Genomic DNA, 26050 nt, shown 5'->3' on the forward strand with positions numbered 1-26050 from the left:
AATTCGAAAGAAAGTGAATTGCCTGTTTTTCTCTTTTTCACAGGCAATTCAACATATTAATAAAATAAAATTTTTGATATTATCATCGCTCTAGGAGCTCTGCACCCGCAATGCCAGGCTTTGTCATCTCGTAAGGATTCAAAATAATATCAAGTTCTTCTTCTGTTAACACATCATTTTGCAGGCAAAGATCTCTGATCGATTGTCCTGTTAAAATGGCTTCTCTTGCGATTCTAGCCGCAGCTTCATAGCCTAAGTGAGGGTTTACCGCTGTAATGACACCTGCACTTTTTTCGACATATTCTTTCAAACGTTTTTCATTTGCTTCGATGTCCGCTAAACAGTGATCTGTGAATGAGCGGAATCCGTTATTCATTATACTAATAGATTGAAGCAAGTTAAAGACCAGAACAGGCTCCATCACATTTAACTCAAGCTGGCCTGCTTCAGAAGCAAGACAGATGGTGTGGTCGTTCCCAATGACCTGGAATGCGATTTGGTTAATGAGCTCTGCCATGACTGGATTGACTTTCCCAGGCATAATGGATGATCCCGGCTGACGGGCTGGCAATGCAATCTCAGCAAGACCTGCACGTGGGCCAGATGCCATTAAGCGAAGGTCATTCGCAATTTTAGACATGTTCATCATGCATACTTTTAAGGCAGCAGATACTTCTGTGTATGCATCTGTATTTTGCGTCGCATCTACGAGGTGCTCTGCGCCTACTAATGGCAGTCCAGAAATATCAGCAAGCTTCTTCACTACGATTTCGATGTAGCGAGGATCTGCATTGAGGCCTGTCCCAACAGCTGTCGCACCCATATTCACTTCATATAAATGCTGTTTTGATTGGTTGATTCGTTTAATATCACGGCTGAGCACACGGCTGTATGCTTCAAACTCTTGTCCTAAACGGATCGGAACAGCGTCTTGTAAATGAGTACGCCCCATTTTGATGACATGATCGAATTCTTTTGCTTTCTTTTGAAATACGTCCTGCATGGCCTGCATCGTCTCAAGTAAAATGTCTAACTGCTTGAGCACTGCAATATGGATCGCCGTTGGGAACGAATCATTTGTCGATTGTGACATGTTCACATGTGTGTTTGGACTTAAATGAATGTATTCGCCCTTTTGATGTCCCATGATCTCGAGGGCTCTGTTTCCAATGACCTCATTGGCATTCATATTCATAGACGTTCCTGCGCCGCCTTGAATCGGGTCTACGATGAAATATTCATGGAGTTTGCCTTCAATCACTTCATCTGAAGCTTGAACGATCGCATTTCCAATTCCTTCATATAAACGTCCGACTTCCATGTTGGCTTGAGCTGCTGCTTTTTTGACGATGGCAAATGCTCGAATGAGTTCTTCATGCATGCGATATCCTGTAATCGGGAAATTCTCTTTTGCACGAAGCGTTTGAACACCATAATACACGTCTGCGGGAATTTCTTTTTCACCTAGAAAATCCTTCTCGTAACGATAAGTTGCTTGAACCATCTCGTATGACCTGCTTTCTATAGAATAGTTAAATCACTAAATCTTCTGCGATTGGCGTTTCCATAATCTTTTTCACTTCTCGTGGATCTGTTGTTTTACCTAATGCCCACATGAGCTTTGGCACGATGGCTTCTGTGTTCATGTTTCTAGAACGAGCAACCAGTTCTTGATTGATTTTACGTCCTACTTCATACACACTCATGTCTTCTCCTTCTTCGAGACACTGAGTGGTGATCACAACAGAAATGCCTTCTTCCAGCAATTCGTTGATTTTTTCTAAAAGGTTTCTTCCTTCGAAAGGAATTCCGCCGCTGCCGTAGCTTTCAATGACGACCCCTTTGTACAAACCTTTGATTGAATCTAAAAACTCAGGCTTCAGTCCTGGATGCAGTTTTAATAAACAAACGTCTGTGTTCAAGGATGCATCTAATTTAAGCGGTTTCATTGATGATCTTTTTACTTTGCTATTGTATTCAATTTGATGATTTTCAATCGATGCAATATATGGGTAGTTAATACTTTCAAATGCATCGTAGCTTTTCGTTCTTAGTTTGATTGCGCGAGTTCCTTGAATGACTCTGCCATCAAATACGACGTATACGCCGCCAACACCGTCACATGCAAAACGAATCGCATCTGTAATGTTTTTCTTCGCATCTGTTTTCTTAAACGTAATCGGGATTTGTGACCCTGTAATGACAATTGGCTTATCAGGATTTTGCAGCATATACGATAGTGCTGCTGATGTATAGGCCATTGTGTCCGTACCATGCGTGACGACAAATCCGTCATATTGATCATAATTTTCATAAATGGCTGTTGCGATATCAACCCAGTATTCAGGCTGCATATTGGTACTATCTATACTCATTAGGGACTTTGTGTCCATTGTGTAGTCTGCATTAATTTCGTTTAAATAGCTTAAAAGGTCCTCAGCTTTAACACCTGGAGCTAAACCATTTTCACTCTCTACAGATGCAATCGTCCCACCAGTGGTTAAAAGCAATAATTTCTTCAACAGGTCCACCTCTTTCAGTAAAATTACTTCGTTTGTCACACATATTATAAGCCAGCTTGTGCTATTCTATAATATACGCTTTACGCGTACCTTCATTGCCATTATAGTCACATAACGCGAATTAATCAAGAAATTATTACGCATAACGCGTACACTCTTTGTCAAAATATGATATACTGTTGTTGTATATAAAGGAGCGTTCATGTATGATACTCGATCGTTTAACCACCCTTAGAAAAAAGAAAAAATGGTCTCTCCAGCATACGGCAGATCGCCTAGGTATCGCCAAAAGCACCTATGCCGGTTACGAATCTGGGTACCGACGACCTTCGCTTGAAGCAGTGAAACTGCTGGCTGATTTGTATGATACGTCCATTGATTTTTTACTTGGTAGAACGGACGAGCCAGAGATCCAACGCAAAATCTCTGATATCAAAATTGAGCTGACGGAAGCAAAAGAAGGAACCATCCATGTAGACGGCGTTCCACTAACAGATGAAGAAATCAAACAGCTTGTTGCCTTTATTCGGGCGAAAAACACTCTGAAAGTATAAACAACACAAAAAAGAGAGGTCCCTGTCATAGAGGTACCTCTCTTTTTCTGCTTACGACAGCTCACTTAATTCCTCTAACCGTCGCTTCGCTTCTTCTTTATTAAAGGAACTATAATAGCGATAATTCTCATCATCTAAGATGCGGTAATGCTGGCTTAGTACATTTTGCTGGAGACGAAACGTACCTTTTTTCACAGACGTCCGCCACCAAACCTTTCCGCCAATCGTACGTTCAACAGATAAATGCAATTCATCGTGGGCGACGACTTCCAAAATCTCAAGCGGATCATCCCCAAGTGTCCCTTTTAAAATGTCACTATCCCTGAATAATGCACATACGGCCGCAGATTGCGTCCAGTTGAGGCGAAGACGATTCTTTTCTACCTGTTGCAAATGCCGCTTGGATAGACCAAGCACCTCAGCCATACGGTCCTGCGTATAGTCTTTTTCTTTTCGAATTCGTGCCATTTGTTCTGTGACGAGGTCGATTACCATTTCTTTGTCCATCTCTCATCACCTCTTGATTGTTCAGTCTTTACTGACATCATACACGATTTCTTAAAAAAAGTGGCGTCTCACCTCATGGAATGATGGCGAAAACATCTATTGATTCTGCTTTTCACCATGACCATGCTGCTGTTTCCAATTCTCTTGGGCGGTCTCATGTAAATATGGATAAATGTCTTGTTTCACCGTTTGCTCAAATACTTCTTCATCTAAAATACTGTACGCCGGAATCTTGATCAATTTCCCATCTATTTTACGAATGAGCACATCCATGAACAGAAATCCCCTAATACTGTAACGATGCCTGCGCATATCAATAGATTGTATGTCTTGAAAAGGGATTGTTTGTTGCCGGTATAAAACAGCGCCATTCTCTCCACGCTGAATGCGAAAAATCACATTTCCCCTCTTCGTAAAAGCCGGAAGAATCATCAAAAAAGAGATCCACCCATAGACAATGCCTAATAATCCGCCTAAAAATAAAAACAACGTATAATTCGATTCAAATGTAAGAGCTTCTGAAAATAACCAAATACCGATGATGCCAAACCCGCCCGTTGCTAAGAATGCCCATACTCTTAGAAAGGGTCTGCTCCTCACTTCTATTACTTCACTTGGATTCAAGCGCCATTCTCCTTTTCTCCATTAGAATATAGAACGTAATCCGTCCCTATGAGCCGTCTCTATCCGAAATTCATTTTCCTTCATGCCCGACACTAGCCAAGAATGCTTCTGCCCCGGAATAACAAATATCATAGACTCTACATCCGGCGTATTATTTTTATCATAAGTGACCTTCATCAAAGAATCCATTTTTCCTCTTCTGACCCTTACATCAGAAACAAATGCCCGCACAAGCTCTTGGTTCTCGGCTTTATTTAGAAAAGAAGGCCAATCATCATTCCCTTGACTGGCTTGTTCTAACAGCAGTTCAAATTCTTCCGCCTGCAAATTGATGACTGGTGTGAGGTGTTCACTCATGTGTATGTTCAAAAAGGTTGTCACTTGCTCCACAGTCTGCTGATCGTCTTTTAGTTTGTGAATCTGATGCACTTGTTGATCATTAAGCGTATGGTGTGAATACACACCTGCCTGAGTCGTATGAAAGGACGTACTGACCTCTTCATCTAATGCACCAAACCTTGAAGCTTTCACGGTATGTGATGCATCGTTCATGGCTTGAATGAAATGCCGGTATTTTTCTTTATAACGGTATTGTCTATTTCGAAATTCCAGCACGTCTTTTGCCAGCAAAGAGCGACATGCAATTTCAAATAAAAATCCAAGACGTTCATCCTCTACATCTGGATAATAGGCTTCCTTTAAAGACATCCCTTGCTCAAAATAGCCTTCACTGTAAAAACTAAAGATGAGTTCCTCGATACTTAGACTTAGCTGATCCAACTTGATCTCTCCTTATCCAAAAGAAAATGCGCCCTTCAAGAAATCACCTGCACCTTTCAACAGCGAATCTGCGGTTTCTTTTGTTTTTTCTATTCCTTTATTTATCACCTGATTTGCTTGATCAATGGTGTCATTGACTGCTTTAACACCTTGACCTGCCAGTTCAAATGCTTTTTTTCCTTTATCGACAACCGCATGAATTGGGTCTTTTAATTTCACTGCGACCTGTTCTGCAAAACCAGAAGTAAGCTTGGCGACTTTTTCACCAATAAAGCCACCTACTGCTGATCCTATCGCACCGCCAACCACTGTTCCAATCGGTCCTGCAAAGCTTCCAAGAGCGCCGCCCACAACGGCACCTGCAACAGATCCGCCTGCAATAAAGACCGTATTATTCACTGCATTTCCAACAGCCTTTGCATTTTCACGCTTGAGAACTTCTGGCTGATCCCCAAATTCCGCATAGTTCTCCGCAATTTTCAGACCGCAGCCAACCGTTTCTGTTGCACCCGTGACGACCGTTGCAATGATGGCATTTCCTTTCGCAAACCTTGCACCATTTTTCAGAACAGACTTGATGCCAGCTGTGTCTTTCCAATTGATACTTCCTTTTGTGAAATCACGTACACTGTTCGTGAACGCCACTGTATCGCTAGGATAAAATTTTGTAAATTTCTTATGGACCAGGTCAGCCATCGACCAATTCGATCGTTTTAATAATTCTTTTTTGCTCAGCCAAATCCTTGCCAACCGGTCAAATCTCGTACCTTCTACCCGTCCGGTCACATCAAGAAGGAGCTTTGAATGCTGCGCAGCATATCGGCCATTTTCTTTAATAAAAGTCGTCATTCCAAGCCCATAGTATTTTGCCTGCATCATCACAATACCAGCTAGGCTCGTGAGTGTACCATATTGATCATACAGACTGTACATTTTCCTTAAAATATCATCAGCTTCGACCATTTTATCCGTTGCATGACGAATGGCAATGTCGTCACTGCTCAATTTGCTCATTAAGGCTTGTCCAGAACCCCATGCATCTCCTACTCCAGAAAAACAGCTTCGATAACGGGGATCACAGCCTAGGATGAGGCCATCCAGTTCACTATGTAAATCGTGGTGCTTTGTTTCGATGGCCGAAAGCTCTCCTACAAAATCATTCGCCAGCCCTGTCAGCTGATCTGGATCTACTACAATGTCACGCGCCATCACATCATCTCCCTTCTCAATTTCTTTCTCTCCGTTCTTCTCGCCTTTTTCGCTCAAGCTCTTCCATTCTGGCGATTTCAGCTTTACGTTCCTCGATTTTGACAGCAGCATCCCGCAGTTCCTGACTTGTTTCAAGCAAGTCCTTTTCAAATTGATCATAGCGTACCGCTGTTTCCTCAAAGCTTTGATCAAATTTATCTCTTGCTTCCCCTTGCCAGCCTGATCCAACTGCCTTCAGCCGATTCTCAAGCAGCTGCTTCGACTGCCGAATGCCATCAGCGGCTTCCTGGAACTTTTGAGCGAGTGCAAGTGTTTGACTAGAATCCAACTTTCGCACCCCTTCCTCCCAAATTAACGTACAAATGGATGATTTTATATGTCCTCATTATAAATAAAAAGACACCCAAAAAAATCACCCTAAAGAACCATTCAGCACATCACAAAATAAAAGTAGGTCTTTTTCCTCTCTAATTGTCAGAGAAAGCCTTTCTTGTTATGAAGCGCATTCAAGACATGATAAAATGAACATATTCTACAAAAGGAGTGACGTATTGATGAAAGAGGAAATGATCCAGCGATTCACAAGTTATGTAAAAGTGGATACACAGTCTGATGCAGACATGGAGAGCTGCCCATCCACTGAAGGACAGCTAAACCTAGCAAGGCAGCTAGTTGAAGAGATGAAATCCATCGGCATTCAAGAAGTGACAATGGATGAAAACGGTTATGTCATGGGCACGATCCCATCTAACACAGACAAAGAAGTGCCAACCATTGGCTTCCTGGCTCATATCGACACAGCCACTGACTTCACTGGCAAGAACGTGAAACCGCAGATTCATGAGAACTATCAAGGCGGGGACATCACGTTAAACGAAGATCTACATATCGTATTATCTCCAGCACAGTTTCCAAATTTACAAAAATACCAAGGACATACGCTCATCACGACTGATGGCACGACCCTGCTTGGTGCAGATAACAAAGCAGGTATCGCAGAAATTATGACCGCCATGCATTACCTGATTGAGCATCCAGAAATCAAACATGGAAAAATTCGTGTCGCCTTCACACCAGATGAAGAGATCGGCAGAGGACCTCACAAATTCGATGTTGATGCCTTTGGCGCTTCTTATGCTTATACGATTGACGGCGGCCCGCTAGGAGAGCTTCAATATGAAAGCTTCAACGCCGCAGGTGCAAAAGTATCAATTAAAGGAAACAACGTCCATCCAGGCACAGCAAAAGACAAAATGGTCAGTGCTGCAAAGATCGGCATGCTCTTTCACAACAAACTTCCTTCAGATGAATCTCCAGAATACACAGAAGGATACGAAGGCTTTTTCCACCTCACGAGGTTTGTAGGAGAAGTAGAAGAAGCAGAGCTGCAATATATTATTCGTGATTTTGATAAAGAGAAATTCAACAAGCGCAAAGCACTGTTTGAAAAAATCGCAAACGACTTAAAAGCGGTATATGGCGAAAACAGCATCACCCTTAGCATTCAGGATCAATATTACAATATGAGAGAAAAAATTGAGCCAGTCAAACATATCGTAGACATCGCTCATGAAGCCATGGAAAACCGCTCAGTGACACCTGTCATTGAACCAATCCGCGGCGGTACAGATGGCTCACAGCTTTCATATAAAGGACTTCCAACGCCAAACATCTTTACTGGCGGGGAAAACTTCCACGGTAAATATGAATTCATCTCTGTAGAGAACATGCTGAAAGCATCAGAAGTGATCGTGGAAATAGCACGTTTATTTGAAGAAAAAGCATAAACATGTTTACAACCGTTCCTGTTCGGGAACGGTTTTTTAATAAAAGTTTACAATTTTCTGAAACTTTTATGACACTTAATCGTACTAATAGAGACAACCCCAGAAAAATTCTTCTTGACGAGTGAAATAACTGGAAATATAATAGTTAAAAACAACCAGTATTTTAGACCTAAAAAAGCAGCCAGAATAAACCTTTAGAACTAAACGCTATTTGCTCACTATTTTCAGTTATAAACATCACTCACCCTGTCTACACTTAAAGAATAGGATGAATTGGAGGAATGTCATATGATGATTTTATTGATTATCGCTTCACTTTGCTGCTACTTACTATTCTCTTTCAAAAAAGATAACCGCACCCAAAAACGAAAAAGCGCAGAGCTTTCGGAGTTTGAAATCTTTCGTATGCGCCGCCACTACAACGGCAAACGCCGTCACCCACTAAACGATGCACCCAAACAAGTATAAATGTAAAAAGAAGAGCCTCATCACCAGGGGCTCTTTTTATGTATAAAAAAACGACCAAATTCATGGCCGTTTCTCTTGTTTATTTATACACCTTCGCAGGTACTTGAATCATAGGAATTCCTACATAGTACGGTGAAATTTCATATGGCTGGAAGACAACAGCGATTCCCTTTTTCGTGAAGTAGTACTGCGTGTCGTAGCCGATTTGAATATCGCTTTTTTTCAGATTCGCATAGAATTTACTTTTATGCTTCTTTGTGTAGTTATAGATATAATCTCTTACTTTTGTACGCTTTTTCTTTGTTTTTACCACATCTGTAAAGTACAGTTGCTTTGTTTTTTTCTTTGTTAACACATAGTTCATGCTCGTAACCATCGTATCCCCATGCGCTCCACCGTTATACATGTAATCATAGTTTAAGATACTCAGTTTCTTACCATTGTTAAATTTCGTTTCATACGTTCTCTCATACGTGACCTTCCCGTAGCCTTCCTTTTTCGCTTCGTCCTTTAAGAACAAGTACGTAGAATAAGAGAATGCAATATCTTCTTTTAAATCACGATTGATGGTTTTCATATGCGCTTTACTAAGGTTTTTCACCTGTGCATATTTAAACGTTTTTTTCTTTTTATAATAGTGTGTACTTACTTTTGCTTTTTTCACTTGTTTGGCATCCGCAGATCCAACTGGCGCAAACAACGAAACAATCAGCGAAAAAATGAGCAGGCTGATCGTTAGGCCTTTTTTCATTGTCATAGTAAAAACCCCCATTTTTGTCTATTACCAATTGAGTATACCATGACAAAAGAACCAAAAGAAGTGTTTTCTTCCATATTATTCTTTATTTTTCATGTGAGGTTTGTTTACCGTTTTCATAAGTTCCTGTATGCTTAAGATAGAATGTTAGATGAAGTGTGGTGTTTATCATAGAAGAGAATATTTTTAGTCATATCCGGACAACATTTCATAGTTTGTCCCCTACCCAGAAAAAGATTGCCAATTACATTTTACAAAACCCTCAGAAAGTTGTGCTTCATTCGATTAGTGCACTCGCTGCTGAATGCAACACAAGTGAAACGACGATCTTTCGTTTTCTGCGAAAAATTGGCTATGAGTCCTATCAAGTGTTTCGTGTCCATGTCGCGCAGGATATTGCGACCAATACGCCTCAATCCATATACGGTGAGATCGAAGCATCTGATAGTGTCGCAGATATTAAACATAAGGTCATAGAGTTAACAACCAACTCTATTCAGGATATGAAACATATTTTAGAAGACCAAGCTGTGACACAATTTATTGAGCAAATGAAACAGGCTCATAAAACCGTCTTCTTTGGAGCAGGTGCCTCCAGTTTTATTGCCGGAGATGCCTATCATAAGTTTCTCCAGCTTGGCTTTGAAGTGAGTCTATGCAGCGATCCTCATATGATGAATATGATTGCAACACATGCAACGGAACATGATTTTATCGTCGCGATCTCACATTCAGGGGAAAGTAGAGAAATCCTTGATGCCGTGCAATTTGCAAAGGAAAAAGGTGCAACGGTCGCCTCGATTACGAGCTATCCGAAATCAGAGCTCGCCAAGAAATCCGACTTTCATCTGCTCAGTTCATCGAGAGAAACAACCTATCGTTCTGACTCAATGATTTCTCGTATTAATCAGCTTGTGATTATTGATGTTTTGTACGTCGCAGCTGTTTTAGAATTAGGATCAAATGCGATCGACAACGTCAAACGTTCTCGATTAGCTGTAGCTAAAAATAAAACATAATCGACAATAGACCGGAGCTGTTTCCGGTCTTTTTTTTGTGACTTTTCTCATATTTTCCGTTGACACATTCCTATTTCGTCATGTACATTAAATGAACAATAGTTTATTTCCTACTATCAAATTAAAAAGATAGTATATATACTAACAAAAAGAAAAGAAAGCGCTTTTTGTAAGGGGTTTCTAAATAGGAGGCGGACAAAATGGCAAAGCAAATTGGATTCATTGGATTAGGCATTATGGGGAAACCTATGGCACTCAATCTATTAAAAGCCGGTCATACTGTGACTGTTTTCGATATTCATACAGAAGCTGTTCTAGCATTAAAAGAAGTGGGCGCAAATGCCGCTGCATCAGCTGCTGAGGCAGCATCTGAAAGCGATATCATCATCACGATGCTTCCAAAAGGTGAGCATGTAGAAGCAGTCGTAGCAGGTGAACAAGGCATATTGGCTGCAGCAAAACCTGGCACGATCATTATAGATATGAGCTCTATTTCACCTGTTACTTCTAGAGCATTAGCGGCACTGGCAAAACAGCATCAGGTCGAATTTATCGATGCTCCTGTCAGTGGCGGAGAGCCAAAGGCGATAGACGGGACACTTGCGATTATGGCGGGCGGAGAAGAAGAGATCTTTGAACAAGTAAAGGATGTCCTCTATGCGATGGGCACAGATGTCGTATTAGTTGGATCAAATGGAAGCGGGACAACCGCTAAGCTTGCGAATCAAATCATCGTCAACTTAAATATCGCTGCCATGTCCGAGGCACTCGTTCTTGCCGCTAAGTCTGGCATTGCGATTGATAAAATGTATGAAGCCATCCGAGGTGGACTGGCAGGAAGTGCTGTCCTCGATGCGAAGGTTCCCCTCATTTTAGAACGAAACTTTGAGCCTGGTGGACGTATTGACATCAACTTAAAGGATTTAACCAATGTCATGGAAACCGCCCATGATATCGGCGTTCCTCTCCCGCTTTCTAGTCAGCTGCTGGAAATCTTCCACGCCCTCAAAGCGGACGGAAAGTCTGGACTTGATCACGGCGGGATCGTTCAATATTACGAAAAAATGGCTCATGTTGAAGTGAAGAAAGGATGAGGTTCTATGAAACAAAGCATTGAGATACTAAATGCCATTCCGAAAGCGGATTCAGACCGCATTCAATCAGCATACGAACAAGCACTAAACCATTTTCACCATAAAGTGATTGTATTAGACGATGACCCAACAGGCATTCAAACCGTGCACGGCGTCTCTGTTTTCACCGATTGGTCAGAGAAAAGCATTGAGGCTGGTTTTCTTGAAGACAGCCGTATGTTCTTTATCTTAACCAACTCTCGCAGTATGACAGAGAAAGAAACGGCGGTTCTTCATGAAACGATCGCATCAACGATTGTGAAAACGGCTGAACAGCTTGATCAAGATTTCATCATTGTCAGCCGGGGGGATTCCACCCTGCGTGGACACTTCCCACTGGAGACTGAAATTCTCAGAACGACCATTGAACAGCAAAGCTCCCGCCAATTTGACGGCGAAATTCTTCTTCCCTTTTTTAAAGAAGGCGGCCGCTTTACGATTGGCAATATTCACTACGTACAGGAAGGTCACGAATTAATTCCTGCTGGTGACACAGAATTTGCATTGGATCGTACATTCGGATTTCAATCTTCTCACCTCGGAGAATGGATCGAAGAGAAATCAAACGGATCGTTCACTAAAGAAAACACTACTTATATTTCTTTAGAAGATATCCGGGCTTTACGTATTGAACAAATCAAGGATCAGCTGATGACCGTGAAGGATTTTCAAAAAGTAGTTGTAAATGCAGTGGACTATGACGATGTCAAAGTCTTTGTCGTTGCCCTCATAGATGCCATCAAAGCAGGTCAGCACTTTCTATTTAGAAGTGCGGCAGCTCTCACAAAAGTGCTTGGCGGCATTGAGGATCAAGCTCTATTAACTAGACAAGACTTAATACAGGAAGAAAGCAGGCACGGTGGCCTCATCATGGTCGGTTCCCATGTCAAAAAAACAACCGAACAATTGCAAGCGCTGCAGCAAAATGAAGACATCGCATTTATTGAATTTGATACACACCTCGTGTTAGAACCTGAAGCATTTCAAGAGGAAATTGACCGCGTGATTCAACAAACTGAAAGGCTTTTAACAACCGGGCAATCGGTTGCTGTTTATACAAGGAGAGAACGGCTTGATCTTGGGGACGATCGTCAAGAGGAAGAATTGAAGCTGTCTGTTCAGATTAGTGATGCTGTGACAAGCATTGTTCAGCGCCTCTCCATTCGCCCTAAGTACCTCATTGCCAAAGGTGGAATCACCTCAAGTGATATTGGAACAAGAGGACTCAGCGTCAAACGTGCGACTGTCGCAGGTCAAATCAGACCAGGTATTCCCGTTTGGCAAACAGGAGAAGAAAGTAAATTCCCATTCATGTCTTATGTGATTTTCCCGGGAAATGTTGGCTCAAAGGATACGTTAAAAGAAGCAGTAGACATACTTGAAGGATAAAGCAGAGGGAGCGTTCACGCTCCCTTATGCAGCACAAAGGAGGAAAGATCATGTCGTTAGTTTTTATCGGACTTGGCGTTTTGTTATTACTTTTACTCATGGTTGTCTTTAAGTTAAACGCTTTCATTTCGTTGATTATTGTCTCTCTAATCGTTGCCGTTTTAGAAGGCATGTCACCACTTGAAGCGATTGCTTCAGTCGAAAAAGGGCTTGGAAGTACACTCGGCCATCTGGCGTTGGTTCTTGGCTTTGGAGCGATGCTTGGTAAATTGATGGCTGATTCTGGCGGTGCTCAGCGTATTGCCATGACACTCATCGACCGCTTTGGTATCGGGAAAATTCAATGGGCAACGACGCTGACTGGATTTGTTATCGGAATTGCTCTATTTTATGAAACCGGATTCATTATTCTTATTCCATTAGTCTTTACCATTGCTCAAGCCGCAAGACTCCCTGTGTTGTATGTGGGAATGCCGCTCGTCGCTGCACTCATTACAACACATGGCTTTCTCCCTCCTCACCCAGGGCCGACAGCCATTGCCAATGTATTTCAAGCCAACATGGGACAAACCTTATTGGTTGGAATTATTTTAGCCATTCCTGCTGTTTTAGTAGGCGGACTTCTGTTTACGAAACTATTTAAGAAAGATCAACTGCATGCACACATTCCAAAGGACTTGTTTAATCCAAAGGAATTTACAGAAGAGGAAATGCCAAGCTTCGGCATTAGTATTTTCACCGCTATTTTACCTGTATTGCTCATGACATTCAGAGCATGTTTAGAAATTTTCTTCCCGTCCTCTCCACTGCTACCGGCGGCTGAGTTTTTAGGTGAGCCGGCGATTGCCCTATTAATCTCTGTGCTGCTTGCCATCTACACATTTGGTCTTGGCAGAGGAAAGAGCATGCAGGACGTCATGAAGTCGATTACGGATTCAATTGGCTCCATTGCGATGATTCTATTGATCATTGCAGGTGGCGGCGCCTTTAAACAGGTGCTCATTGACAGCGGCGTTGATCAATACATTGCAGGGATTATGCAAGGAAGCACACTGTCTCCTCTGCTCCTCACTTGGCTGATTGCAGCTGTCCTTCGTGTCTCTTTAGGGTCAGCGACTGTTGCGGGTCTCACAGCAGCTGGCATTTCTGCACCGCTGATTGGTTTGACGGGAGTCAGCCCAGAATTAATGGTGATTGCAACAGGCGCCGGCAGTATAACATTCTCTCATGTGAATGATGCAGGTTTCTGGATTTACAAAGAATACTTTAATTTGTCGATGGCTCAAACTTTTAAAACGTGGACATTAATGGTGACAGTTCTATCACTTGTTGGATTAGCAGGTGTTCTCGTCGCTGATTTGTTTATGTAGGAAAATAAATAGGAAAAACCATTGACTTTTTCTCGAAAAGATTGAATAATTGTGTTTATTAAGAAAATTGAATCAAAGGTAACCTTATTAAGAGTGGTGGAGGGACTGGCCCTGTGAAACCCGGCAACCGCTGTTCCTAGGAACAGAATGGTGCTAATTCCTTAAGCAAGCTGATGCTTGTTTGAAGATAAGGCAGAGATCTCACAGTATATGATGCTCTTCCTTATCCAAGGAAGAGCTTTTTTATTTGATTTATAACCTGAAGAAAGAAGGGATTCAGCATGACACAAGTACAAACCATTGGTAAGAAAACAACAAAGCCGCCATTTCGCGCAGATCAAGTAGGGAGTTTACTTCGTTCTGAACGCATCAAAGAAGCCCGCAAGCAAAAAGCAGACGGTACACTGACAGCAGAACAGCTCAGACAAATTGAAAACGAAGAAATCACTCGTATTGTAGAGAAGCAAAAGGAAATTGGATTAGAGGTTGTCACAGATGGAGAATTCAGACGTGCATGGTGGCATTTTGACTTTCTAGAAGGGCTTGATGGGGTCGAAGGATTTGAAGCAGACCAAGGCATTCAATTCCACAATACGACGACAAAAGCGAGAGGCATCAAAGTAACAGGTAAGATTGATTTTACTGATCATCCAATGCTAGAGGATTATCGCTTCCTTCACAGCATCGCGGGTGATCATACGGCTAAAATGACGATTCCAAGTCCGAATATGCTCTTTTTCCGTGGAAAGCTTGAAGAAGGTGTGTACGACAGCTTAGATGATTTTCACCATGACGTGGCACAAGCTTATAAAAAAGCCATCCGTGCTTTTTATGATGCAGGCTGCCGTTACTTACAGCTAGATGATACAGCTTGGGCTGTGTTCTTTTCTGAAAAAGGACATGAACAAATCAAAGCCTTTGGCCGCGAGGAAGATGAACTGCGTGAATCATTTGCGAAAACAATCAATGAAGCGGTTGCCGATCGACCAGATGATTTAGTGATCACCATGCACATTTGCCGTGGTAACTTTAAATCAACATGGGCAGCCGAAGGTGGTTACGAGGCAGCGGCAGAAACGATTTTTGCGGGTCTCGATTTGGATGGTCTCTTCTTAGAATTCGACGATGACCGTTCTGGCGGATTTGAGCCCCTGCGTTATGTGAAAAATCCAAACCTTCAAATCGTACTAGGTCTTGTCACTTCAAAGTATGGGGAACTTGAACCCGTTGATCAGATCAAAAGACGAATCGAGGAAGCGGCTCAATATGTGGACATCAACCAAATCTGTTTGAGCCCACAATGTGGATTCGCCTCAACAGAGGAAGGCAATTTGTTAACAGAAGAACAGCAATGGGAAAAGCTGCGTCATGTGATTGAGATTGCGGATCAAGTGTGGACATCATAGGCCACTCACAATAAAAAGAGACAAACCGTTTCATCAGCGGTTTGTCTCTCTTTTTTATGCGTCTAAATGCTTTCCATTTGTCGCAATCACTTGTTTATACCAATCAAAGCTTTTCTTTTTCTTTCGATCTAATGTACCGTTTCCTTCATTATCACGGTCGACATAAATGAAGCCGTAGCGTTTTTTCATTTCAGCTGTTGATGCACTGACAAGATCAATTGGGCCCCAGCTTGTGTAGCCGATCAGATCAACGCCGTCTGCGATCGCTTCTCTTGCCTCAAGCAAATGACTTCTGAGGTAATCAATTCGGTAATCGTCTTGAATGGAGCCGTCTTCTTCTACTTGATCCACAGCACCCAATCCATTTTCTACGATAAACAATGGTTTTTGGTAGCGGTCATATAGTTGGTTTAGTGTTGTACGAAGTCCTTTTGGATCAATTTGCCAGCCCCAATCACTTGCTTCTAGATAAGGGTTTTTCACGCCTTCAAATAGGTTACCACCAGTAACTTGTCCAAGAACCTCTGGATCTGTACTTGTCACAAAACTCATATAATAGCTGAAGCCAATATAGTCGACTGTATGGTTTCTTAGAATGTCTTCGTCACCGTCTTGGAATTCAATATTGATGTTATTTTCCAGGAAATAACGTTTCATGTATCCAGGGTAATAGCCTCTTGACTGTACATCTGAGAAGAACAATGTTTTACGATCTTGATCAATCGCAGCAAACATATCTTCAGGTCTTGAGCTGTACGGATATGTGGTCATCGCTGCAATCATACAACCGATTTTCGCATCTGGAATGATTTCGTGTCCTGCTTTAACAGCTAGAGCACTTGCAACAAATTGGTGATGCGCTGCTTGATATTGAATGCTCTTCTCGTCTTCGCCTTCTTCAAATACAAGGCCGCCCCCTGTGAAAGGAGCATGTAAGACGACGTTAATTTCATTGAAGGTCATCCAATATTTCACTTTATCTTTAAAGCGAGTGAACAATGTTTTAGCGTATGTTTCATAAAGACCCACAAGCTTACGGTTTCTCCATCCGCCATAGTTTTTCACAAGCGCAAGCGGCATTTCATAGTGAGAGATTGTGACAACTGGCTCAATTCCATGCTTATGCAGTTCATCAAATACTTTTTCATAGAAAGCGAGGCCTGCTTCATTCGGTTCCGCATCGTCGCCATTTGGGAAAATACGTGGCCAAGAAATGGATAGTCTAAAGCACTTGAATCCCATTTCTGCAAACAGGGCAATATCTTCTTTATAGCGATGATAGAAGTCGATCGCATCATGATATAAATTAAGGTCTTTCATTGATTCGTCAAATGGGTGCATAATACCGTGTGGTGATATATCGGCTGTCGACAAGCCTTTTCCATCTTTGTTATAAGCGCCTTCAATTTGGTTGGCGGCTACTGCGCCGCCCCATAAGAAACCTTTAGGAAATGTTTTTTCTAAATTCGTCATGTTGAATGCCCTCCTCATTTTCTTCTACACTGACTGTAAGCAATGTCTCTTTTACTGTAATCGCCCCATCTGTTTTCGCATCAACTTGTGCAAAATCATTTGTGTTGGTGACGATAATTGGCGTTGTTACATCATAGCCATCTTGCTGAATGCTCTTGATATCAAATTCAACTAGCAGATCTCCTGCTTGAACGAGATCACCTGACTGCACATGACTTGTGAAATGTTTACCGCCAAGTTTTACTGTATCAATCCCCACATGGATGAGAAGCTCTGTGCCTTGATCACTCTTTAAACCAATGGCATGTTTCGTTTGGAAAATGGTTTCAACCTTGCCGTTGAACGGTGCTACTACACGTCCAACTGTTGGGACAATGGCTGTTCCTTTACCCATGATTTCATTAGAGAATGTTGCATCATTTACTTGATTGAGCGGCTTTAGTTGACCTTCAAGCGGGCTTTGTACCACTTCATTTTGAAGCGCTACTGTGTCTTTCTTTTCTTCTGGTTTGTCTGCTTTTGTATCATCTTTCACTGGTACATCTTTGAACCCTAGAACAAGTGTCATGATGGTTGCTACAACAAAGCCGATCACTAATCCAATGATGGAGTAAACAAATGTCGGTCCAATGAACGTTGGGAGACCTGGAAGACCTGCTGATCCTGATATCACATATGACTTTACTTTGAAGATAGACATGAACACGCCGCCTGCTGCTGCACCAATGAGGGCTGCAAGGAACGGTTTTTTCAATCGCATGTTCACACCATACATAGCAGGTTCAGTAATACCCATTAACGCAGTGATACTTGTAGACATCGCCAATGATTTGAATGTTTTGTTTTTTGATCTTAAGAAGACACCGAATGCTGCGCCTGCTTGTGCCATATTCGCTACAAACATCATTGGAAGAATGAAGTCAAAACCGTTTAATGTAATGTTGTTGATCATGATTGGAAGTAGTGCATAGTGCATGCCAGTAATGATCAATGGTGACATAAAGCCACCGATTAAGAGTCCGGCCAAAATACCTGCATGTTTGAACAATAAATCAATTCCACCTGAAAGACCATTTCCGATAATCCCACCAAGCGGTCCAACCGCGATAAGCATAACTGGTACCACGACAAGAAGTGTAACTGTTGGAACAAGAATGATTTTTAGTGATTTCGGACTATATTTTTCTGCGAATCTTTCCACATATGAGCCGAGCCAGATAGTGAGTAGAATTGGAATCACCGATGAAGAGTACACAACGGCAACCACTGGCAAGCCTAGAAATTCTGTATTTCCTGCACCTAGTAAAGCGGTGAGCTGCGGGTGCAGTGCGGCTGCTGCAATGGCAGCGGCGATATACTGATTTGTGCCAATTTTTTTGGCTACGCTTACAGCAAGCAGAATCGGTAAGAAGTAAAAGGCTCCGTCTCCGATAGCTGTTAAAATCGCATATGTGCTGCTTTTATCTGAGATCCATTGAAACGTCAGCATTAATGCCAAGATCCCTTTGATCATACCAGCTCCAGCGATGGCTGGAAGAATCGGTGTGAAGACACCAGAGATAAAATCGAAAAGTTTTGAAATCACATTTTGTTTTGATGATTCATCTGAATCGCCTGACTTTACATCTGTTGATAACCCAGAATCAGCAATCATTGCTTGATAGACGTTTGATACGTCGTTGCCAATAATGACATGGTATTGACCGCCGCTTTGATTCACGCCCATGACGCCGTCTGTTGATTGCAGCTTCTCTTTATCCGCTTTGCTTTCATCGTATAAGTTGAAGCGGAGCCTTGTCATACAGTGCGTGACATGCTTAACATTCTTTTCACCGCCGACAAGCTCTAGAACTTCTTTTGCTGTTTGTTTGTGGTTCATTGTGTTACCCTCCAATCGTTGATTTCATCTTGATATAGAAAAAACCTAAACATCCATTAATGCCCGAAAAATAGCGATTCAGACATTAATCGATATTTAGGTTTTGCCTGCTTAACCAGTAACAATCCTTCATAGCGATTGATCGTTATTCAATTTTATAAGCCTTTAGATACAAAAAAACCTAAATCACGCCTTATCAAAGATAGGGACAATGATTTAGGTTTTGCCTGCTTGACCAGTAACAATCCTAAAAGATTGTGGGTTATTGAGTTTATAGTTATAAATTAGCATGTTAATTTTGATATGTCAACGCTTTCTTTTTGATTTATTTTCTTTTTATGACTCGATCGATGTGCAAAGTTAAGTATAACATCTCATCTTCTATGAGACTTCGGTTGTATTCCTTTTGAACATAGTCATTAATTTTCTCCGCACATTGAAAAGCGGCTGTATTTTTTTCCTTTACCACTTCATACAGAAACTCATTTTGATTTTCCATTTGTGTTTCGTTAAACAGACGCTGTCCAAAAAACTTCAAATGCGTGACAAAACGGAAATAATTTAATGATTCTTCGTCCAAATCAATTTGGAAATGATACTTTACGATGTTCAAAATATCTTGAATCAGTTTTGTAATTTGAATGACATTCGGCATTTCCTCATTCAGTTCTGCATTGACAATATGCATCGCAATAAAGCCTGCTTCATCCTCGGGAAGATGGATGTTGAGCTTGTCCTGTATGATCCGAATCGCTTCTACACCACACATGAATTCCTCTTTGTACAGCCGTTTGATTTCCCAAAGCAAGGCATTTTTAATGTCCATTCCTTTTTGATGACGTTCAATAGCAAAGGTAATATGATCCGTTAACGTGACATAGATGCTGTCATTTAAATTTTTGTTAAGGGTCGTTCTCGCGTGATCGATAATTGCCTCACACACTTGCATATACTCGATCGGAATATCATAAAGCAGGGTTTTGAATTTTTCTGATATATCTTTATTTTGAATGGAAAATACTTTTTCAATACGTTCTTCGTCAATCGGGTCTCCGCTTTTCTTTTGAAACGCAATCCCTCTGCCCATAATGACCAGCTCATGCTGCTCGTCATCATACGCACTGACCACATTATTGTTGATTACTTTCGAAATGATCAATTGATCCCCCCCAGTACATTCCGCTTTTTCGAGCATTTCATTGTTGATTGATATGTCATTTTATTATTATTTTCAAAAAAGAGGACTTTAAGATGATTTTACATTTTTTTTTGATACGGTCAACTAGAAAGAATGACATATTACCTCTCAGAAATGACGATTTAGGGGCAAAAAGGCTAAAAATAGACAAAAAACACTCTTCAAAAAGAGTGTTTTTTACAAAATTAGGAGCAATCCCAGTTATAGACGACATTTTCGAAATGTTTTCGTTTGAGGTCTTCTGGTTTGATAAAAAAGTTAGCAATGCCGCAATCTCCCCACAACATGTCCACTTCATCATCTGAGTCAATTTGCAATAATAGCACAGTATGTTCTTGGTCTACATAGGTACGCGGGTCTTCTTGTGTAAAACCTGGGTATCCGCCTACTTTGTGGCCAAAGCCACTTGCTGTCTCATAAAATTCATCTAGTAAAGTATCTGCTTCATCACCATCAATACCAACAGCATCTTCGAATAGATCCCAGCTTCGCTTTCCTGTGACTTTTTCAAAGCGGAAATCTTCTACACTGATCGTTTCGCTTGATAATTCACCTGTAATCGCGCCTTCCTTCGTAACTGGAAAATAAAAATCGTCAGGAATTTTCACGAATGAAAAATCAGTCAATAAGTCTTCTTCAGCTAAGAAAGGTTCCTCAATAAATTTGATCCGAAAATCTTTTTGCTCTGTTTTATGGTCAATATTCATCCCATAAAGATCATCATGTACAGAAATAAAAACTTGCAAAAGTCCTGTTTCTGGGTAATCTTTCAGCTTTGGCAGCTGGCCGAAATTGATTTGTGCCAGCAGCTTCATAGGATGGCCTTCTCCATCAACGGGATATTCGTCGTTTTTTGGGAAATAAGGATCACCTGATATTTTGCTGTCATATGGTCCTGTTTTTCCTTGTTTTATCTGTAATTGAATCAGTGGTTTTTCAGTTTGATCTAACAATGGACGGTAAGGCGCAAGTACTTCTTGCAGCTTTGCTGATTGTGTCAAGATGGGCTTCCTCCTTATGTATAGGTCTAATGATCAAAACAGGTCTCTCTTTTTCTATCATACAGAAGTGTAACTTCCCTGTCAGTGAAAAACCCGTCAATATCATGACAAAAAACTCACTTCAACACGTTAAAAAACCTCCAATACGGCTGGAGGTTTTGTGATTCGTTTATTTATTTCACTTGATAATTCACTAAGTCTGTTGCCAATGTTTTCATCGTTTCGTTCGTTTCGTGCAGCCCCTCAATAATTTTTGTGAAAGTGCCAACAAGTTCTGCTTGATGTTCAGAAGAAGCCACGATTTGTGCTATTTCTTCTTCCATTCCTTTGATAGAGCCTTGCACATCTTTTAGCGCTGTTTCAATATCAGTCGTTGCTTGCTTTGCGTGAGTAGACAGCTTTCTCACTTCCGTAGCAACCACCCCAAAGCCTGCTCCTGCTTCACCTACTCTTGCAGCCTCAATGGATGCATTGAGTCCAAGTAAGTTCGTTTGATCAGAGATACCTTTGATGAGATTAGACACTTGGTTGATTTTAGAGGAATTTTCGACAGTGGTTTTTGTATTTTGTAAAATTTGTTCACTTGTCGCTTGTAGTTCCTCTGAATGTGCAGCCACTTGCTGTACCATCGCGACTAGTTTTTCGGAAGCATCGTTACTTTCCGTCATAATGTGTTCTAATCGTTGTTGATTCGTTTGGTCATATGCTACACAGAAGGCAGCGATCACTTGACCATTGTCATCTTTAATCGGGACGGCGACGATGTCCATAGGAATACCGTACACCTCTTTAGGAATCTGGATAAATGATGGCTCTCTCCCATTTTTCAACATCGAAAAGTTTTGGAACCCGGGAGCTACAACGTCCCCTGCTTTAAACCCTAAATCAATGTTCCCGTGCTGCTGATAATAAAGAACCTTCTCTTTCCCTAATACAGAAAAGGTTAGCTGCTCTCTCATAGCTAGTCCAACGATTGGTAAAGCGTCTATTATGTTATCAATTCTCTGTGACATTCGCTCACGTTCATCCTCTCTTTTTCTCAGTACACTCTCTTTATCGGTTCTTTATATGATCTATTACAGCCTGCAATGTGTACTAATATCAACCAAATGACCTAAGACATATAAAACAGCCACATTCTATCAAGAGAATGTGGCTGTTTTTAAAAGAAGAAGATGCATATCAACACACTAATGACGATGAAAAAAAGATACATGCAGTCGATCCACGAAGTGCTGATGACATGATAATACGTTCTCTCCCTCGTCCCTGTGAAGCCTCTTGCTTCCATCGCAATGGCTAGTCGTTCAGATTTCCGTACGCCTTGCGTGAAAAGAGGGAGTGCATAACGTATAAAGGCTTTCCAACTGTTTTTTTGCTTGTAACCTCTAATTTTATGTGCAGCCTTCATTTGCTTCAATTCACTTTGAAACAACGGGATAAACCGGAAGCCTGCCAGCATCCCATATGCCCATTTGGGTGACATTCGGCATTGATGGATTAAGCTCATCATAAAGGCCGTCAAATCAGTTGTTGATGTAAAAAGGAGACCAAATGTCACAAAGCCAAGCATTCTAAAAGAAATGGTCAGCCCATTTCTTAAACTCTCCTCTGTGATATGAAACCATGCCCACTTCCAAACTGTATGATCTCCCTTGCCAAAGGCCGCGATCATCCAAAACACGAGAATGAAAAAGAGCAGATAAGGTACAAGTCTGGTGATGAGGTATTTCAAATTCCAGCCGCCTAGGACAAGTCCAATTCCAAGTGCAAACAGCCAGATGATGAACGTCGTTTTAGGATCAGAAATTGCCATCAGACAGCACATCGCAAGGAGATGGGCGAGTAATTTCATGACTGGATTTACAGTGGATAGAAAGGAGTGATTACTTTGCAATCGTCATCACTTCCTTTCTTTCAGCCATATAGCGATAATGTAACGGCACTCTCAGCTCACAGGAAGTGACAAGTTCCTGATGAGAAAATAAATCAAAAGGCGTACCATCATAAACATGCTCCCCTTGATGAAAAACAAGCACCTGATCAGCGCACTCATCAACGAGTTCCATATCATGTGTGACCATAATAATAGTGGTGCCTTGTCGTTGCCGTTCTTTTAAACGCCGGATTAACTCCCTCGCCGTTTTCTCATCCTGCCCGAAGGTCGGCTCATCTAAAATGAGTACATCCTGATCAAAAAGAAGCATCGTGGCAACACTTAATCTTCTTTTTTGTCCTAAGCTTAAGGTGAAAGGATGCGCGTCTCTATGCTTCTCTAGGCCGAACTCTGCCAATAGCTGATTCGTTTTTTCTTGCACCACAGACTCTGACCAATTTCGCTGTCTCCCACCAAATGCGATTTCATCAAACACTGTATCCTGTATAAATTGAAGTTCTGGATTTTGAAATACAAAGCCTGCTTTTTCATATAATGTTCGGTCAGACCACTTTTTCAGGTGTTTTCCTTTTAAGTAAATGTGACCTTTCTTTATTGGTTCTAAACGGATGACATGTTTAAGAAACGTACTTTTTCCGCTGCCATTTTCACCAATGATCGCAACCCAATCTCCTGCTTTTATATCAAGGTGCAGGTCATCTATAATGCTTTTTTTTCCGTAGCTTAGTTGTAGATGATCTGTGCGAATGATTGTCTCTCGATCTGTTGATGACACTTTCTCATGCCGTACTTTTCTCGCCTCAAAGGTTTGCAAGAGTGTTTGACTCAGTGGATGAAACGGATCTTGTAAGACATTGGACCATTTCTCGGGAAATATTTTCGGACGCCAAATGCCGGCTTCTTTCATTTCTCCCTCAAATGTGTTCATCACGTCTTTTGGCGTTCCATCTGCTATAATACAGCCTTGATGATCTAATAAGATCACCCGATCCATCCACTCGATGACACCGTCTAACACATGCTCCACAAAAATCATCGTCTGATTCTGTTCAGCCGAAAGCTGCTGAAGCAATTGAAATATCTCCATTCTTCCTGCTGGGTCAAGCTGTGCAGTCGGTTCATCAAAGAACAGGACATCTGGCTCTAATGCTAGTAAACAAGCAAGCGCCAACCGCTGCTTCATTCCGCCAGATAAGGTATGAATATCTGTATTTGGGTCGACATCCAGCTGTACCTTTTTCATGAGATGCTGAATCATGTCATCCATTTGTTCTCGAGGGACAGATCGATTCTCTAAGCTAAACGCAATTTCTTCATTGACTCGGTGCATACAAAACTGCGAATCTGGGTCTTGAAACATGACACCAGTATGCCTTTGCCGCATCACTTCTCCCTGTACTTCAGCTTCCATATGCTCTGGAATAATGCCAGCAAGCACAGAAATCAGCGTAGATTTCCCGCTTCCACTTGGTCCTAATATCAGCACCTTTTCCCCCTTTTGAATAGAAAGAGATACTTGATGAAGAACGGGATTCGGCTGTTCATAAAAACGGACAGTGAGATTACTGCACGCGAGAAATGAATCCATGCTGGTCACCCTTACTTCGTTTTTCTTTCATGATGGCATATTGATTCAGCACACCTGTTTTAGATAAAGCATCCACCACAACCTTTGCCAAGCAACCACCGAGTAACATGCCGCTAATGACTTGAGTGACAAGGGTCATGAGTAACACTTGAGGCGTGTAATAGCCGAATCCATTGGCAATGAGGCTATATGCCATTGCCCCTACTGCTGCAAAGGCACCAGACAACATGAGTGTCCACATGCGATATCGCTTATAGCCAAATAGAACGAAGGCGATTTCTGCTCCAAGTCCTTGGCACACACCAATCAAAAGCGCAGAAAGACCGAAGTGGCTGCCTGTCAGTAATTCCACGGCGGCGGCAGCTGTTTCTGCGATGAGGGCAGCGCCAGGCTTTTGGATAATGTAAGCAACGATTGGACTGGCAATGACCCAAATTCCGAACATGATGTTGCCTCCTGCTGGACCGACAAGGGCTGTAATCGGTAAATAAAGCGTCGACCACCCTAAATAGATAACTCCGCATGCCACTGATAAAATGACAGCAAGAACGACTTCTTTCATCTTCCATGTCATAAAGAATGCACCTCCATTTGGACAGGCCACTCTTCGACAGTAAAGGCCATTTCCCAGAATTTATACTCAAGCTGACAGCTTAAGATGAAGTGCTGTTTCATTTTCTCCTTTTCCTTCTCACTTGCTCCTTCCGCCCACTGATCAAGCCGTTTGCAAAGCTCCACTGTAACAGAGTCCGTTAACCCGCCATAAAACGTGATCCACTCATAGAATGGATGGGCAGGATCGGGCTCTACATCTCTGAGCATTCGTTTGCCTATTTCCCAATAGGTCCAAGGGCAAGGGAGCAAAACCGCAATGATTTCTCCTAGCGTCCCTTCCTCGGCGACTTGCAGCATGTGATGAATATAGTGATGAGCACTTGGCGCCAAAGATGCACCTTGCAGTTCATCATAAGCTACACCTGCCACCCGGCAAAGGTTTTGATGAGGATGTGTCTCACTATCAAGAACAAAAGCCATTTGTTGATGGAAAAAGGTAATGTCCTCTCTGTCTGTACATCTGCTAATGGCTGCCGCATAAATTTTAATAAAGGCATTTAAATATTCTGCATCCTGTTTGACATAATGAATGATCTGTTCCTTTTCGAGTTCTCCTGCTGCAAGTCCTCTCACAAACGGATGCTGATAAATCGCTTCAAATAATGGTTCTGCTTCTTGCCTTAATTGCGTTGAAAATGTCATAAAAAAAGCCTCCTCTTTTTCAGTTGAATAAATGAAAAAGCCACCCCAAATGGAGCGGCCTTCTTATCGATTCAATCATGAATAAGACAAGGTCCTGCTCCACTTCCCTCCGCTAGTACAAACTAGATCAGGTTCAAAGGGTCCAAGATTTTCTCTTGTCTCAGTCATACATGACTCCCCTAGTGGACTTTTGTCATTTAATTATCTTTACTCTACACATGTGGCGATTTGA

The 26050-nt window shown here is 41.7% G+C and carries 25 protein-coding genes and 2 riboswitches; of the genes, 8 read left to right on the forward strand and 17 right to left on the reverse strand.

Annotated features, from left to right (window positions below; translation table 11 throughout):
* Nucleotides 1-82 precede the first annotated feature (82 nt).
* Together aspA and NST15_RS18135 are read right to left on the reverse strand one after the other, a co-directional pair.
* Nucleotides 83-1504: an aspartate ammonia-lyase gene (gene aspA / locus NST15_RS18130; RefSeq protein ID WP_008345644.1), complete on the reverse strand. Its 1422-nt coding sequence runs from the start codon at nt 1502-1504 to the stop codon at nt 83-85.
* Between the two features lie 28 nt (nt 1505-1532).
* Nucleotides 1533-2522 (reverse strand): asparaginase, encoded by a 990-nt coding sequence (locus NST15_RS18135; RefSeq protein ID WP_017358664.1) that lies wholly within the window; start codon nt 2520-2522, stop codon nt 1533-1535.
* Between the two features lie 206 nt (nt 2523-2728).
* Between NST15_RS18135 and NST15_RS18140 the strand changes: the two genes are divergently transcribed.
* The gene (locus NST15_RS18140; protein ID WP_017368336.1) at nt 2729-3076 is read left to right on the forward strand and encodes a helix-turn-helix transcriptional regulator; all 348 of its coding nucleotides are present in this window, start codon (nt 2729-2731) and stop codon (nt 3074-3076) included.
* Nucleotides 3077-3127: 51 nt separating this feature from the next.
* On the opposite strand, the gene NST15_RS18145 is transcribed toward NST15_RS18140, so the two are convergent.
* The 5 genes from NST15_RS18145 to NST15_RS18165 form a co-directional block, all read right to left on the reverse strand.
* A complete protein-coding gene (locus NST15_RS18145) occupies nt 3128-3583 on the reverse strand; it encodes a helix-turn-helix transcriptional regulator (protein WP_017368337.1) in 456 nt (151 codons plus the stop codon).
* Nucleotides 3584-3679: 96 nt separating this feature from the next.
* Nucleotides 3680-4207, reverse strand: coding sequence for a YfjD family protein (locus NST15_RS18150; RefSeq protein WP_056704059.1), 528 nt, complete (start codon nt 4205-4207; stop codon nt 3680-3682).
* Between the two features lie 21 nt (nt 4208-4228).
* Entirely contained in the window at nt 4229-4987 is a 759-nt protein-coding gene (locus NST15_RS18155; RefSeq protein WP_342498720.1) for a hypothetical protein, read from the reverse strand.
* A 12-nt stretch (nt 4988-4999) separates the two neighbouring features.
* Nucleotides 5000-6196, reverse strand: coding sequence for a glycine zipper domain-containing protein (locus NST15_RS18160; protein WP_255234211.1), 1197 nt, complete (start codon nt 6194-6196; stop codon nt 5000-5002).
* 16 nt (nt 6197-6212) lie between these two features.
* Entirely contained in the window at nt 6213-6524 is a 312-nt protein-coding gene (locus tag NST15_RS18165; RefSeq protein WP_255234212.1) for a WXG100 family type VII secretion target, read from the reverse strand.
* A 226-nt stretch (nt 6525-6750) separates the two neighbouring features.
* Here NST15_RS18165 and pepT point away from each other — a divergent pair, with 226 nt between their 5' ends.
* Together pepT and NST15_RS18175 are read left to right on the forward strand one after the other, a co-directional pair.
* Nucleotides 6751-7983, forward strand: a complete 1233-nt coding sequence (pepT, locus tag NST15_RS18170) for a peptidase T (RefSeq protein ID WP_142153241.1) — start codon at nt 6751-6753, stop codon at nt 7981-7983.
* A 288-nt stretch (nt 7984-8271) separates the two neighbouring features.
* Complete coding sequence (locus NST15_RS18175; protein WP_008345664.1) at nt 8272-8451, forward strand: hypothetical protein; 180 nt, start codon at nt 8272-8274, stop codon at nt 8449-8451.
* 79 nt (nt 8452-8530) lie between these two features.
* Here the strand turns inward: NST15_RS18175 and NST15_RS18180 are convergent, their stop codons facing one another.
* Nucleotides 8531-9208 carry a DUF3298 and DUF4163 domain-containing protein gene (locus NST15_RS18180; protein WP_008345668.1) on the reverse strand — a complete coding sequence of 226 codons (678 nt, stop codon included), beginning with the start codon at nt 9206-9208 and terminating at the stop codon, nt 8531-8533.
* A 161-nt stretch (nt 9209-9369) separates the two neighbouring features.
* On the opposite strand from NST15_RS18180, the gene NST15_RS18185 reads away from it, so the two are divergent.
* From NST15_RS18185 to NST15_RS18205, 5 genes are all read left to right on the forward strand, one after another.
* On the forward strand, nt 9370-10227 hold the full coding sequence (locus tag NST15_RS18185; RefSeq protein WP_017368342.1) for a MurR/RpiR family transcriptional regulator: 858 nt from the start codon (nt 9370-9372) through the stop codon (nt 10225-10227).
* Between the two features lie 200 nt (nt 10228-10427).
* Entirely contained in the window at nt 10428-11321 is an 894-nt protein-coding gene (gene garR / locus NST15_RS18190; RefSeq protein ID WP_008345672.1) for a 2-hydroxy-3-oxopropionate reductase, read from the forward strand.
* Nucleotides 11322-11327: 6 nt separating this feature from the next.
* Nucleotides 11328-12749: a four-carbon acid sugar kinase family protein gene (locus tag NST15_RS18195; protein WP_342498721.1), complete on the forward strand. Its 1422-nt coding sequence runs from the start codon at nt 11328-11330 to the stop codon at nt 12747-12749.
* A gap of 50 nt (nt 12750-12799) precedes the next feature.
* Nucleotides 12800-14119, forward strand: coding sequence for a gluconate:H+ symporter (locus NST15_RS18200; RefSeq protein WP_342498722.1), 1320 nt, complete (start codon nt 12800-12802; stop codon nt 14117-14119).
* An 81-nt stretch (nt 14120-14200) separates the two neighbouring features.
* A riboswitch (SAM riboswitch) is annotated at nt 14201-14313 on the forward strand.
* Between the two features lie 87 nt (nt 14314-14400).
* On the forward strand, nt 14401-15525 hold the full coding sequence (locus NST15_RS18205) for a 5-methyltetrahydropteroyltriglutamate--homocysteine S-methyltransferase (RefSeq protein WP_035702583.1): 1125 nt from the start codon (nt 14401-14403) through the stop codon (nt 15523-15525).
* Between the two features lie 54 nt (nt 15526-15579).
* On the opposite strand, the gene NST15_RS18210 is transcribed toward NST15_RS18205, so the two are convergent.
* From NST15_RS18210 to tenA, 9 genes are all read right to left on the reverse strand, one after another.
* A complete protein-coding gene (locus NST15_RS18210) occupies nt 15580-16998 on the reverse strand; it encodes a glycoside hydrolase family 1 protein (RefSeq protein WP_255234145.1) in 1419 nt (472 codons plus the stop codon).
* Nucleotides 16970-18877: a beta-glucoside-specific PTS transporter subunit IIABC gene (locus tag NST15_RS18215; RefSeq protein ID WP_046344788.1), complete on the reverse strand. Its 1908-nt coding sequence runs from the start codon at nt 18875-18877 to the stop codon at nt 16970-16972. The genes NST15_RS18210 and NST15_RS18215 overlap by 29 nt, the downstream gene beginning before the upstream one ends.
* A 325-nt stretch (nt 18878-19202) precedes the next feature.
* Complete coding sequence (locus tag NST15_RS18220; RefSeq protein WP_017368351.1) at nt 19203-20036, reverse strand: PRD domain-containing protein; 834 nt, start codon at nt 20034-20036, stop codon at nt 19203-19205.
* A gap of 224 nt (nt 20037-20260) precedes the next feature.
* The gene (locus NST15_RS18225; RefSeq protein WP_255234146.1) at nt 20261-21076 is read right to left on the reverse strand and encodes a YwqG family protein; all 816 of its coding nucleotides are present in this window, start codon (nt 21074-21076) and stop codon (nt 20261-20263) included.
* A 173-nt stretch (nt 21077-21249) separates the two neighbouring features.
* Nucleotides 21250-22089 (reverse strand): methyl-accepting chemotaxis protein, encoded by an 840-nt coding sequence (locus NST15_RS18230; protein ID WP_008345693.1) that lies wholly within the window; start codon nt 22087-22089, stop codon nt 21250-21252.
* A gap of 149 nt (nt 22090-22238) precedes the next feature.
* Entirely contained in the window at nt 22239-22973 is a 735-nt protein-coding gene (locus tag NST15_RS18235; protein WP_024719222.1) for an energy-coupling factor transporter transmembrane component T, read from the reverse strand.
* The gene (locus tag NST15_RS18240) at nt 22963-24561 is read right to left on the reverse strand and encodes an energy-coupling factor transporter ATPase (protein WP_342498723.1); all 1599 of its coding nucleotides are present in this window, start codon (nt 24559-24561) and stop codon (nt 22963-22965) included. Before NST15_RS18240 ends, NST15_RS18235 begins: the two co-directional genes overlap by 11 nt.
* Nucleotides 24536-25135: an ECF transporter S component gene (locus NST15_RS18245; RefSeq protein ID WP_035702599.1), complete on the reverse strand. Its 600-nt coding sequence runs from the start codon at nt 25133-25135 to the stop codon at nt 24536-24538. Before NST15_RS18245 ends, NST15_RS18240 begins: the two co-directional genes overlap by 26 nt.
* Nucleotides 25132-25818: a thiaminase II gene (gene tenA, locus NST15_RS18250; RefSeq protein WP_108611108.1), complete on the reverse strand. Its 687-nt coding sequence runs from the start codon at nt 25816-25818 to the stop codon at nt 25132-25134. The genes NST15_RS18245 and tenA overlap by 4 nt, the downstream gene beginning before the upstream one ends.
* A gap of 87 nt (nt 25819-25905) precedes the next feature.
* Nucleotides 25906-26009: riboswitch (TPP riboswitch) on the reverse strand.
* Between the last annotated feature and the right edge of the window lie 41 nt (nt 26010-26050).

The organism is Bacillus sp. FSL R5-0820 (assembly GCF_038593385.1).
In the GTDB taxonomy this organism is placed as follows: Bacteria; Bacillota; Bacilli; order Bacillales; family Bacillaceae; genus Bacillus; species Bacillus altitudinis.

Coding starts and splice junctions, on each gene's coding strand:
- aspA (WP_008345644.1), bottom strand. CDS start 1,504: ATGGTTCAAGCAACTTATCGTTACGAGAAGGATTTTCTAGGTGAAAAA.
- NST15_RS18140 (WP_017368336.1), top strand. CDS start 2,729: ATGATACTCGATCGTTTAACCACCCTTAGAAAAAAGAAAAAATGGTCT.
- NST15_RS18145 (WP_017368337.1), bottom strand. CDS start 3,583: ATGGACAAAGAAATGGTAATCGACCTCGTCACAGAACAAATGGCACGA.
- NST15_RS18160 (WP_255234211.1), bottom strand. CDS start 6,196: ATGGCGCGTGACATTGTAGTAGATCCAGATCAGCTGACAGGGCTGGCG.
- pepT (WP_142153241.1), top strand. CDS start 6,751: ATGAAAGAGGAAATGATCCAGCGATTCACAAGTTATGTAAAAGTGGAT.
- NST15_RS18175 (WP_008345664.1), top strand. CDS start 8,272: ATGATGATTTTATTGATTATCGCTTCACTTTGCTGCTACTTACTATTC.
- NST15_RS18180 (WP_008345668.1), bottom strand. CDS start 9,208: ATGACAATGAAAAAAGGCCTAACGATCAGCCTGCTCATTTTTTCGCTG.
- garR (WP_008345672.1), top strand. CDS start 10,428: ATGGCAAAGCAAATTGGATTCATTGGATTAGGCATTATGGGGAAACCT.
- NST15_RS18195 (WP_342498721.1), top strand. CDS start 11,328: ATGAAACAAAGCATTGAGATACTAAATGCCATTCCGAAAGCGGATTCA.
- NST15_RS18200 (WP_342498722.1), top strand. CDS start 12,800: ATGTCGTTAGTTTTTATCGGACTTGGCGTTTTGTTATTACTTTTACTC.
- NST15_RS18205 (WP_035702583.1), top strand. CDS start 14,401: ATGACACAAGTACAAACCATTGGTAAGAAAACAACAAAGCCGCCATTT.
- NST15_RS18210 (WP_255234145.1), bottom strand. CDS start 16,998: ATGACGAATTTAGAAAAAACATTTCCTAAAGGTTTCTTATGGGGCGGC.
- NST15_RS18215 (WP_046344788.1), bottom strand. CDS start 18,877: ATGAACCACAAACAAACAGCAAAAGAAGTTCTAGAGCTTGTCGGCGGT.
- NST15_RS18230 (WP_008345693.1), bottom strand. CDS start 22,089: ATGTCACAGAGAATTGATAACATAATAGACGCTTTACCAATCGTTGGA.
- NST15_RS18240 (WP_342498723.1), bottom strand. CDS start 24,561: ATGGATTCATTTCTCGCGTGCAGTAATCTCACTGTCCGTTTTTATGAA.
- NST15_RS18245 (WP_035702599.1), bottom strand. CDS start 25,135: ATGACATGGAAGATGAAAGAAGTCGTTCTTGCTGTCATTTTATCAGTG.
- tenA (WP_108611108.1), bottom strand. CDS start 25,818: ATGACATTTTCAACGCAATTAAGGCAAGAAGCAGAACCATTATTTGAA.